Raw genomic sequence first — 11,242 nt, 5'->3', positions numbered from 1 at the left:
GCTCGAGGCCGCCGAGAAGTCCGGCGCCAACGCCGTGCACCCCGGCTACGGTTTCCTCTCGGAGAACGCCGATTTCGCCCAGGCCGTGCTGGACGCCGGACTGATCTGGATCGGCCCGAGCCCGCAGTCGATCCGCGACCTCGGCGACAAGGTCACCGCGCGCCACATCGCCGCCCGCGCACAGGCCCCGCTGGTGCCCGGCACCTCCGACCCGGTCAAAGACGCCGACGAGGTGGTGGCCTTCGCCAAGGAGCACGGCCTACCGGTGGCGATCAAGGCCGCGTTCGGTGGAGGCGGCAAGGGCATGAAGGTGGCCCGGACCCTCGAGGAGATCCCCGAGCTGTTCGAATCGGCCACCCGGGAGGCCGTCGCCGCCTTCGGCCGCGGGGAGTGCTTCGTGGAGCGCTACCTGGACAAACCGCGCCACGTCGAAGCCCAGGTGATCGCCGACCAGCACGGCAACGTCGTCGTCGCCGGCACCCGCGACTGCTCGCTGCAGCGCCGGTTCCAGAAGCTGGTCGAGGAGGCCCCGGCGCCATTCCTGACCGACGCCCAGCGCACCGAGATCCACGAATCGGCCAAGCGGATCTGCAAGGAGGCGCACTACTACGGCGCCGGCACGGTCGAATACCTGGTCGGCCAGGACGGGCTGATCTCCTTCCTGGAGGTCAACACCCGCCTGCAGGTCGAGCACCCGGTGACCGAGGAAACCGCGGGCATCGATCTGGTGCGCCAGCAGTTCAGGATCGCCAACGGCGAGAAACTCGACATCACCGAGGATCCCGCGCCGCGCGGGCACGCCTTCGAGTTCCGGATCAACGGCGAAGACGCCGGCCGCGGCTTCCTGCCCGCACCCGGCCCGGTGACCATGTTCCACCCGCCGACCGGTCCGGGCGTGCGGATGGACTCCGGCGTCGAAAGCGGTTCGGTGATCGGCGGCCAGTTCGACTCCATGCTGGCCAAGCTGATCGTCCACGGCGCCGACCGCGCCGAAGCCCTGGCCCGCGCCCGGCGGGCGCTGGCCGAGTTCCGGGTCGAAGGCCTGGCCACGGTCATCCCTTTCCACCGGGCGGTGGTGTCCGATCCGGCGTTCGTCGGCGACGACAACGGCTTCTCCGTGCACACCCGCTGGATCGAGACCGAGTGGGACAACACCGTCGAACCCTTCACCGGAGGGCAGGCGGCCGACGAGGATGAGTCCCTGCCCCGGCAGAAGCTGGTCGTCGAGATCGACGGCCGCCGGGTCGAGGTTTCGCTGCCCGGCGACCTGGCTCTGTCAGGTGGCGGCACCGACGCGGTCGGCGCGATACGCCGCAAGCCCAAGCCGCGCAAACGGGGCGCTCACGCCGGGGCCGCCGCCTCCGGCGACGCGGTCACCGCACCCATGCAGGGCACCGTGGTGAAGGTCGCCGTCGAGGAGGGCCAGCAGGTTTCGGCGGGCGACCTGGTGGTGGTCCTGGAGGCGATGAAGATGGAGAATCCGGTCACCGCGCACAAGGACGGCACCATCACCGGCCTGGCGGTCGAGGCGGGGGCGGCCATCACCCAGGGCACGGTGCTCGCCGAGATCAAGTGACCGGTATCCGGTAAGGCACGGGATCAGCGCAGCCGGTCCCGGAGCTGGGCCAGGGATCGCGCCAGCAGGCGCGACACATGCATCTGCGAGATGCCTACCCGCTCTGCGATCTGCGTCTGCGTCATCGACTCGAAGAACCGCAGCACCACCACCGTTCGCTCACGCTCGGGCAGCGCCTGCAGCAATGGGCGCAACGCCTCCCGGTTTTCGATGCGCTCCAGGCCCGCGTCGACATCGCCGAGAGTGTCGACGATGGCGCGAACGTTGTCCTCGTCGCTGCCGCCACTGTCGATGGACAAAGTGTTGTAGGAGCTGCCGGCCACCAGACCCTCAACCACCTCGGCGCGGTCCAAGTCGAGTTCGGCGGCCAGCTCCGTCGCCGTCGGTGCCCGCCCCAGCCGCTGCGACAGCTCCGCGGTGGCGGCGCCCAGACGCAGGTGCAGTTCCTTGAGCCGACGGGGAACCATGACCGACCAGCTGGTGTCTCGGAAGTGCCGCCGCACCTCGCCCATGATCGTGGGGACGGCGAAAGACGGGAAATCCGAACCGGTTCCGACGTCATAACGGATCACCGCATTGACCAGTCCTACCCGCGCGACCTGCCGCAGATCCTCGCGCGGCTCGCCACGGCCCTCGAACCTGCGCGCAATGTGATCGGCCAGCGGCAGGCACCGCTGCACGATGGCGTCCCGACGCCGCTGATGCTCCGCGGTGCCCGCGGCGAAACCGGCGAGCTCGCGGAACATATCCGGGACGTCAGCGTATTGGTTGGGCCGGGAATCCGGGCCGTCGCCTGTCGAGGCTGTCAACTGGCCGTCACTTACCGGGGGTCGCCCGCCGCGCCGTCAGCGAGATACCGACGACCGTGCCCGGCACTCCGGGTTCGCTCCCGTCATGGAACGTCTGGACATCGTCGGCCAGCGAGGTGAGCACGTGCCAACTGAAGCTGCCCGGGGCCACCACATCGGGGGTCTCGCAGGCCGCGGATGCCTCCACCACCATTTCGTCCTCCCGCGGATCCACCAGCAGGGTGAGCGTCGCGCCGGAGGTAGCCGACCGGATCAGTTGCGTGCACACCTCGTCGACCGCAAGCCGCAAGTCGGCGACGGCATCGAAATTCAGGTCCTCGAAGGTGCCGATCGCCCCCACCAGGGTGCGCAACACCGCCAGGTTCTCCAAGCGGGCCGCCACGGTGAGTTCAACGGCGCGGTACCCGCGAGTGCGCTTCTCCATGCGAACATCCGCATCGGTCATGGGGCCTCCCGGCGATAGTCGAGCGACAATCCCGGCATCACCGGGGCACCACCACGCCGGCGATCGGAGCGGCCGCCAGCGCCGTTGTGGCGATCATGATCGTCATCAGGAACCAGCCCGCACCGTGCCAGCCCCACCAGGTCCCGCATTCGCGCCACACCTGATAGGTGCGCAGAAACGCCCACAGCCCGCCGGCCAGCAGAATCAGCGGACCTGCGATGGCCAGCAGCGCCCGCTCGGGCCGACCGCACGCCGCAGTGTCCACACCGACCGGTCCACAGGTGCTGACCCAGAGGGCGCCGACGAGGACGAATCCAAGTCCGGCCACCGCTGCCCGCAGCGCGAACTTGACGGCAGCGTGCACTTCGTCGTCGTCTCGCCCAAGGCGATCTCCCCGCAACGTGTCGTTTACCGTCCTCATCGGAGCACCTCGACTCTGACGTCGTGTTCCTCGGCTCCGGCGGGCCTCGCCGGCAGCAACATAGTTGCTAATACCCGGCTGCGCTGCCCGGCAAACCGGGGTTGAATCATCTCACAATCTCACCGAAGCCCGGATAACGCGCGGCGTCGTGACTACCATCGGCCCCTATGGCGACAGCCAGGAGGCGGTTATCTCCAGCGGACCGCCGCGCTGAACTGCTGGCCCTGGGGGCGGAAGTCTTTGGGCAGCGGCCCTACGACGAGGTGCGGATCGACGAGATCGCCGGACGCGCCGGGGTATCCCGCGCTCTGATGTACCACTACTTCCCGGACAAGCGCGCGTTCTTCGCCGCCGTCGTCAAGGACGAAGCGGACCGGCTGTACGCGGCGACCAGGACCCAGCCCGCCGCGGACATGACGCTGTTCGAGGAGATCCGGGCCAGCGTCCTGGCCTACATGGGCTACCACGAACGAAACCCCGAGGCCGCGTGGGCGGCACATGTGGGGCTCGGCCGAGCCGATCCGGTGCTGCTCGGCATCGACGACGAGGCCAACAACCGCCAGATGGAACACATCATGTCGCGCATCGCAGACGTCCTCAGCGACATTCCCGGAACGGGCGCCCTGGCAGCCGGCGTCGAGCGCGACCTGCGGGTGATCATCCACGGCTGGCTGGCGTTCACCTTAGAAACCTGCCGCCAGCGGATGATGGACCAGACCCTGGAAGCCGGCCGGCTCGCCGACTGCTGCGCCCACACCCTGCTGGACGCGATAGCGCGGGTACCGGCCATCCCCTCGGAGCTGGCCGAGGCGCTGGCCACCGCACGCACCAAACCCCGACGTCGGCCTGCGGCGATGTTGAGTCCATCCGGGCTCGGCCGCTAGCCCGCCGCTCCCCGCCCGACAGCCTGCACCGAGGCGTGCTCGTGCAACGCCTTCGCGGTGTCCGGGGCCACCGGCGCGAGATCGATGACCACCTCTTCGACGACCCCGGTGAACGCATACGGCGCCTTGTCCTCGTACTCGCGGTCGACCACCAGACCGTTGTCGCGGCCGACATCGAGCCCCGCGTAGGAGGTGAAGGCCAGGCTGACCGTCTGCGGAAGCTCGCCCTCGCCGATGCGCCGCTCACCTGCCCACAAGCTCACCTTGCCGCCGGAGCCGACGACGGGCCGATCGGTCTCGAAGATCATCGACACGGTGAGCTCACCGGTGGGGATCGGTTCGGTGGACACCTGCCGGTAGGTCTCGACGCCGAGGAACGAGTAGGAGTGGTGCAGCCGCTGCTGTTCGTCGACCCACAGCGCGAACCCGCCCATGAAGTCGGCGTTGGCCACGATGACGCCCTGTGCGCCGGTCTCGGGCACCACCAGCTTCGCCTCGATCGCGTATGACCGGCCGAAGATCCGCGGGACCATGCCGCGCTGGATGTTCTGCACCCCGCCCCGGTAGGTGAACCGGTTGACGGTGGGCACCGGAGGCAGGTCGCCGAACATCACCGCCACCCCGCCCATCAGCGGCAGCACCCGGTTGCGTTCGGCCTCGGCCCACCACAGCCGCTGCAGCTCGGCGAGTTTGTCCGGACGTTCGGCGGCGAGGTCCCGGGCCTGGGAGAAGTCGTCGGGCAGATAGTAGAGGTCCCAGACGTCCTTGTCCGGGTCGTACACGCCGGGCGCGAAGCGCGCCATGGTCTCCGGGGACAGGTCCCACGGCGCCTTGTCCAGCCGCGCCCCCGCCCACCAGCCGTCCCGATAGATGGCGCGGCAACCGAAGTTCTCAAAGTACTGCACGGTGTGCCGCTCCGGCGCGCCGGCATCGTCGAAGGTGTGCAGGAAGCTGGTGCCGTCCATCGGTTCCTGGTCGAATCCATCCACGCTGACAGGTTCGGGTAAACCGATGGCCTCCAACACCGTCGGCACGATGTCGATGCAGTGGGCGAACTGGTCGCGGATGCCGTCGGGCCGGATCCGGTTGGGCCAGGCGACCACCATGGGGTCCCGGGTACCGCCGAGGTGACTGGCCATCTGCTTGCCCCACTGGAACGGGGTGTTGTTGGCGTGCGCCCAGCCGCTGGCGAAGTGCGGCGCGGTGAACTCGTCGCCGAGGGCCTCTATCCCGCCATACTGTTCGATCAGGTCGAGCTGTTGATCGGCGGTCAGATCCAAACCGTTGATGAAGGTCATCTCGTTGAACGATCCGGTGTTGGTGCCCTCCATGCTGGCGCCGTTGTCACCCCAGATGTAGAACACCAGGGTGTTGTCCAGCTCCCCGAGCCCCTCGATGGCATCGAGGAGCCGCCCGACGTTCCAGTCGGCGTTCTCGGAGAACCCGGCGAACACCTCCATCTGCCGGGCATAGAGCCTGCGCTGATTGTCGGTCAGGCTGTCCCACGCGGGGAAAAGGTCCGGGCGTTCGGTGAGCTCGGTGTCGGGCGGGATGATCCCAAGCTGCTTCTGCCGCTCGAAGGTGTTCTGCCGGTAGACATCCCAGCCCTCGTCGAATTTCCCTTTGTACTTGTCGGCCCACTCCTTGAACACGTGGTGCGGCGCATGGGTGGCACCGGTCGAGTAGTACATCATCCACGGCTTGTCGGCATCCTGTGCGCGCATGGTGTTCAGCCATTCGACGGCCTTGTCGGTGAGATCGTCGGGAAAGAAGTACGGGCGGCCCTCTGCTCCCTCCGGGGCCTGGGGGATACCGAGCACGGAATTGTCCTGGGTGATGATCGGGTCGTATTGTCCCGCCGCCCCGGTGGGGAAGCCCCAGAAGTGGTCGAATCCCCAGCCGGTCGGCCAGTTGTCGAACGGCCCGGCCGCCCCCTGGACGCGGTCGGGCGTCAGGTGCCACTTGCCGAAAGCACCTGTCACATAGCCGTTGTCCCGCAGGATCCGCGGCAGCGCGGCACAGCTGCGCGGCTTGACCGTGGTGTAGCCCGGGTAGGGCCCGGGGAATTCGGCCACCGATCCGAAGCCGACACGGTGGTGGTTGCGGCCGGTCAGCAAGGCCGCGCGGGTGGGCGAGCAGACGGCGGTGACATGGAAACGGTTGTAAGCCAGGCCGTTCTGGGCCACCCGGGACAGCGTCGGTGTGTGAATGCCGCCGCCGAAGGTATCCGGGCCGCCGAAACCGGCGTCGTCGATCAGCACGATCAGTACGTTGGGTGCGTCATCGGGCGCGGTGACGCCGCCGACGATGGTCCAGTCGCCGACCGATTCGGCGACCGTCCGGCCGATGGTGCCGCCGAAGCTGCGCTGCGGTATCGGCAGCCGGGTGCGGTCGGGGTTGAACTTGCTCATCGCCTCTCCCAACGCCGAACTCAGCGCCCGCAACGTCGAACGGCTCAGCTCGGCAACCGATTTCATCGGCGACCCGGCCAACGTCTGCTCCACGGCCAACCGTCCCTGCGGGGGGACGACGGTGATGATCACCGCGCTGCCCGCCGCCATCGCCTCCCCTATCTTGTCGGCCAGCCCGCTCTTGATCCGGTGATTGGCGAAGGTGCCCGCCACCGCACCGGCCGCGGCGCCGGCCGCCGCCGTGGCCAGCAGGGCCGGGGAGAACAACCCGACCGCCAGCCCCGCCCCGGCTCCCCACGCCGCTCCGCGCCGGCCCAACCGGTTTCCGGTGTCCAGCAGCACATCGTTGCCGCGGGCGTCCCTACCGACGAGTATCGCGCCGTGCAGCGGAACCGCTTTGGCCTTCGCGCGTCCGGTCAGGTTGTGAAAATCGTTGCGGGCGGCATCGATGTCCTGGTACCCGGCGACGATGACAAGTGTGTTGTCTTCACTCATTGCGCGGCATCCTCCAAGGTGCGGGTACTGACGAACTCTCGGCGCGATCCGGTGACCGGGTCGTCGAACTCGATACTGCGGGCCAGCAGTTGCAACGGCGTGTGGAAATCCCCGGCGTCCACGTCGATGATGTCGGGATACAGCGGGTCTCCCTGTATCGGCAGGCCCAGTGCGGCCATGTGCACCCGGAGCTGGTGGGTACGTCCGGTGCGCGGCGTCAACCGGTACAGGCCGTCACCGGACAGCAACTCCACCAGCGTCTCGGCGTTGGGCCGGCCCCGCTCGCACACGGCCTGCAGATTCCCCCGGCGCTTGATGATCCGGCTGCGGACAATCCGCGGCAGCGTCACGGCGGGGTCGACGGTTGCCCGGGCCAGGTAGGTCTTGCGCACCTTGGCCTGCGCGAACAGCGTCTGATACCGGCCGCGGATCTCTCGGCGGGTGGTGAACAGCAGCACCCCGGCGGTCAGCCGGTCCAGCCGGTGCGCCGGACTCAGCTCGGGCAGGCCGAGATCGCAGCGCAGCCGCACCAACGCGGTCTGGGCAACGTGGCGGCCCCGCGGCATGGTCGCCAGAAAGTGCGGCTTGTCGACGACGACGATGTCGTCGTCGCGGTAGAGCACCGGCATGGCGAACGGCACCGTCACTTCGTCGGGCAGGTCCCGGTAGAGGTAAACGCTGGCCCCGGCGGGCAGCACGGTCGCCTCGTTCGCCGGCGTACCGGCAGCGTCGAATACCTCTCCGGCAAGGAGTTTCGCCCGCGCCTGCGCTCCGAAACGCCCTGTCAGCTCGGCCAGCAACGGCCCGCCGCGCAACCGTACCCGCACCGGTCCGAGTGCGTCGCGTACCGCGAGCTGTCGGCAATCCATTGCATGCAGACTAGCCAATGCGCTGTTCCCGATCGGGGCAATGCGGCGAACTCAGTCCAGCGGCACCGGCTCGAGGATCTCCGCCCGCGCCTCGGGTGCGCTGACCCGCAGCTCATCGGCGGACTCATCGTCGGGCTGGGTCTGAGACAGCACCTCGGCCTCCACCCGGGCCAGGTAGTTGGCGACCTCGCCGTCGACATCGGCCGCACTCCAGCCCAGCACGGGCGCAATCAGCTCGGCGACCTCGCGGGCGCAGTCGACCCCGCGATGGGAGTACTCGATCGAGATGCGCATCCGGCGAGCCAGCACATCCTCCAGGTGCAGCGCACCCTCGGCCGCGGCGGCGTAGACGGCCTCCACCTTCAGGTAACCGGGCGCTTCGGTGATGGGGCCGAGCAGCTCGGGCCGGTCGGCGGCCAGCGCCAGCACCTCGTCCATCAGCGACCCGTACCGGTCCAGTAGGTGCCGAACCCGATACGGGTGCAGGCCAACTCGCTCCCCCACATGTTCGACCTGGTTGATCAGCGCGAAGTATCCGTCGGCACCCAGCAGACTCACCTTTTCGGTGATCGACGGCGCGACCCTGGCCGGAATGAACTCGATCGCCGCGTCGATCGCGTCGGCGGCCATCACCCGGTAGGTGGTGTACTTGCCGCCCGCGATCGCGATCAGCCCCGCCGCGGGTACAGCCACCGCATGCTCGCGGGACAGCTTGGACGTCTCGTCGCTCTCACCGGCCAGCAGCGGGCGCAAACCGGCGTACACCCCGTCGATGTCGGCGGCTGTCAGCGGCGTGGCCAGCACCTCGTTGACGGTGCCCAGGATGTAGTCGATGTCGGCCTTGGTGGCCGCCGGGTGGGCCAGGTCGAGGTTCCACTCGGTGTCGGTGGTGCCGATGATCCAGTGATTGCCCCACGGGATGATGAACATCACCGACGTCTCGGTACGCAGGATCATCGCCACATCGCTGACGATCCGGTCCCGCGGCACCACCACGTGCACCCCCTTGGAGGCGCGCACCTGGAAACGGCCCCGCTGCCGGGACAGCGCCTGGATCTCGTCGGTCCACACCCCGGTGGCGTTCACCACCACGTGCCCCTGAACCTCGATGACCGAGCCGTCCTCGGAGTCGCGCACCCGCACGCCGGTCACCCGGTCGCCCTCGCGTAGCAATGCGACCACCTGGGTGGAGCTGCGCACCACCGCGCCGTAGTGTGCGGCCGTGCGGGCCACCGTCATGGTGTGCCGGGCGTCGTCGACGACGGTGTCGTAGTAGCGGATACCACCGATCAGCGCGCTGCGCTTGAGGCCGGGACTCAGCCGCAGTGCGCCGGCCCGGGTCAAATGCTTTTGTGCCGGAACGGATTTGGCGCCGCCGAGCTGGTCGTAGAGGAAGAGGCCCGCCGCCATGTACGGGCGCTCCCACCAGCGGTTGGTCAGCGGGAACAGGAACGGCAACGGCTTGACCAGATGCGGCGCCAGCTTGGTCAGCGACAGTTCGCGCTCGAAGAGCGCTTCGCGCACCAGCCCGAATTCCAGCTGTTCGAGGTAGCGCAGGCCGCCGTGGAACATCTTCGACGAGCGGCTCGAGGTACCCGAGGCGAAGTCCCGCGCCTCCACCAGGGCCACCTTGAGACCGCGGGTGGCCGCGTCCAGCGCGCAGCCCGCGCCCACCACTCCGCCGCCGATCACCACGACGTCGAACTGTTCGGCCCCGAGGCGATCCCAGGCTTCCGCGCGTTGCTGCGGTCCCAGCGCCCCGTCGAACCCGGCCTGCTCACTGTCGTCGGCGCTGCTCGGCCGGTTGCTCGGGTTGGTCACGACACAGGGCTCCTGTCGGTTACTGGGCAGTAGGCGTCGACCCCACCAGGCTAGTTCGTCTTGCCCGCGGTGAGGCGGGGTTCAGTCCAGATCGTCGTGCGCCATCAGTCGCCGGGCGGCTTCGGTGATCGACCCGGACATCGACGGGTACACCGCCAGTGTCTGGGCCAGCTCGTTGACGGTGATCCGATTGGTCACGGCCAGCGCGATGGGCAGGATCAGCTCGGAGGCGATCTGGGCAACCACCACGCCGCCGATCACCACCCCGGAGGACTTGCGGCAGAAGATCTTCACGAACCCCTCCCGCAAGCCGGACATCTTTGCCCGCGCATTGGTGTGCAGCGGCAGCATGACGGTGCGCGCACTGACGCTCCCGTCGTCGATCGCCGATTGCGGCACTCCCACGGCGGCGATCTCAGGCCTGGTGAAGACGGTGGCCGCCACCGTGCGCAGCCGGATCGGGCTGACGCCTTCCCCCAGCGCGTGGTACATGGCGATGCGGCCCTGCATGGCGGCAACCGAGGCCAAGAGCAGCAGACCGGTGCAGTCGCCGGCGGCGTAGATGCCCGGCACCGAGGTCCGCGACACCCGGTCCACGGTGAGGTAACCGCCGTCCCCGAGTTCGATGCCGACCCGCTCCAGGCCCAGCCCGCCGGTGTTGGGGACCGAGCCGATGGTCATCAGGGCGTGGCTGCCCTCGACGGTGCGGCCGTCGGTCATGGTCACCAGGACACCGTCACCGGTGCGGACGACCGACTCGGCCCTGGCGTTCTTGAGCAGCCGCACACCCCGATCGGCGAACGACTCTTCGAGCACCGCCGCGGCGTCGGCGTCCTCGTAGGGCAGCACCCGGTCGCGGCTGGCCGCCACCGTCACCGGTACACCCAGTTCGGTGTAGGCGTGCACGAACTCGGCGCCGGTGACGCCCGAGCCCACGACGATGAGGTGTTCGGGCAGCTCTTCGAGGTCGTAGAGCTGCCGCCAGGTCAGGATGCGTTCGCCGTCCGGCCGGGCCGAGGCCATGACCCGCGGGCTGGCGCCGGTGGCGATCAGCACGAAGTCCGCGTCGTGCTCGGTGACGGCGCCGTCGGCGGCGGTGGCTCTGATGCGGTGGCTCGCCAGCCCGGGCGCGGAGTCGATCAACTCGCCGCGCGCGGCGATCAGCTGGACACCCACCTTGCGCAGCTGGGCGGAGATGTCGGCCGACTGCTCGGCGGCCAGCCACTTGACCCTGGCATGGATCTGCGGCAGGGAGATCTTGGCGTGGTCGATGTCGATGTCGAAGCCCATCTGCGGCGCCCGGCGCAACTCGGTGCGCAGCCAGGTGGAGGCGATGAAGGTCTTCGACGGCACGCAGTCGTCGAGAACGGCCCCGCCGCCGAGCCCGTCGGGATCGATCACCGTGACCGTCACCGAGTCGGGGTGTGCGGTTGCGGCGACCAGGGCCGCCTCGTATCCGGCCGGGCCTCCACCGAGAATCACGATGCGCGTCACCACGGGGCTAAACCTAC

The 11,242-nt window shown here is 68.8% G+C and carries 9 protein-coding genes; 2 read left to right on the top strand and 7 right to left on the bottom strand.

All coding sequences use genetic code 11. The features are described 5' to 3' along the window. Positions 1-1,576: acetyl/propionyl/methylcrotonyl-CoA carboxylase subunit alpha (locus ACK5M9_RS00960; RefSeq protein ID WP_416891337.1), on the top strand; the 1,576-nt coding region annotated here is incomplete at its 5' end. Between the two features lie 23 nt (positions 1,577-1,599). Here the strand turns inward: ACK5M9_RS00960 and ACK5M9_RS00955 are convergent. The 3 genes from ACK5M9_RS00955 to ACK5M9_RS00945 are packed head-to-tail and all read right to left on the bottom strand — an operon-like array spanning position 1,600 to position 3,251. Next, positions 1,600-2,385, bottom strand: a complete 786-nt coding sequence (locus ACK5M9_RS00955; protein ID WP_416891336.1) for an RNA polymerase sigma factor SigF — start codon at positions 2,383-2,385, stop codon at positions 1,600-1,602. 7 nt (positions 2,386-2,392) lie between these two features. Beyond that, the gene (locus ACK5M9_RS00950; RefSeq protein WP_416891335.1) at positions 2,393-2,830 is read right to left on the bottom strand and encodes an anti-sigma factor; all 438 of its coding nucleotides are present in this window, start codon (positions 2,828-2,830) and stop codon (positions 2,393-2,395) included. A 37-nt stretch (positions 2,831-2,867) separates the two neighbouring features. Beyond that, positions 2,868-3,251 (bottom strand): hypothetical protein, encoded by a 384-nt coding sequence (locus ACK5M9_RS00945; RefSeq protein WP_416891334.1) that lies wholly within the window; start codon positions 3,249-3,251, stop codon positions 2,868-2,870. A 167-nt stretch (positions 3,252-3,418) separates the two neighbouring features. Between ACK5M9_RS00945 and ACK5M9_RS00940 the strand changes: the two genes are divergently transcribed. Further along, positions 3,419-4,135, top strand: coding sequence for a TetR/AcrR family transcriptional regulator (locus tag ACK5M9_RS00940; RefSeq protein ID WP_416891333.1), 717 nt, complete (start codon positions 3,419-3,421; stop codon positions 4,133-4,135). Here the strand turns inward: ACK5M9_RS00940 and ACK5M9_RS00935 are convergent. From ACK5M9_RS00935 to ACK5M9_RS00920, 4 genes are all read right to left on the bottom strand, one after another. Then, positions 4,132-7,041 carry an arylsulfatase gene (locus ACK5M9_RS00935; RefSeq protein ID WP_416891332.1) on the bottom strand — a complete coding sequence of 970 codons (2,910 nt, stop codon included), beginning with the start codon at positions 7,039-7,041 and terminating at the stop codon, positions 4,132-4,134. The two genes, ACK5M9_RS00940 and ACK5M9_RS00935, sit on opposite strands and share 4 nt — an antisense overlap. Then, entirely contained in the window at positions 7,038-7,910 is an 873-nt protein-coding gene (locus ACK5M9_RS00930; protein ID WP_416891331.1) for a pseudouridine synthase, read from the bottom strand. Before ACK5M9_RS00930 ends, ACK5M9_RS00935 begins: the two co-directional genes overlap by 4 nt. A 51-nt stretch (positions 7,911-7,961) precedes the next feature. Then, positions 7,962-9,731 carry a glycerol-3-phosphate dehydrogenase/oxidase gene (locus ACK5M9_RS00925; protein WP_416891330.1) on the bottom strand — a complete coding sequence of 590 codons (1,770 nt, stop codon included), beginning with the start codon at positions 9,729-9,731 and terminating at the stop codon, positions 7,962-7,964. An 81-nt stretch (positions 9,732-9,812) separates the two neighbouring features. Continuing rightward, the gene (locus tag ACK5M9_RS00920; RefSeq protein ID WP_416891329.1) at positions 9,813-11,228 is read right to left on the bottom strand and encodes an NAD(P)H-quinone dehydrogenase; all 1,416 of its coding nucleotides are present in this window, start codon (positions 11,226-11,228) and stop codon (positions 9,813-9,815) included. Positions 11,229-11,242: the final 14 nt, after the last annotated feature.

This window comes from Mycobacterium sp., assembly GCF_047975165.1.
GTDB lineage: Bacteria > Actinomycetota > Actinomycetes > Mycobacteriales > Mycobacteriaceae > Mycobacterium.
This window is presented reverse-complemented; position numbering and strand designations above follow the sequence as displayed.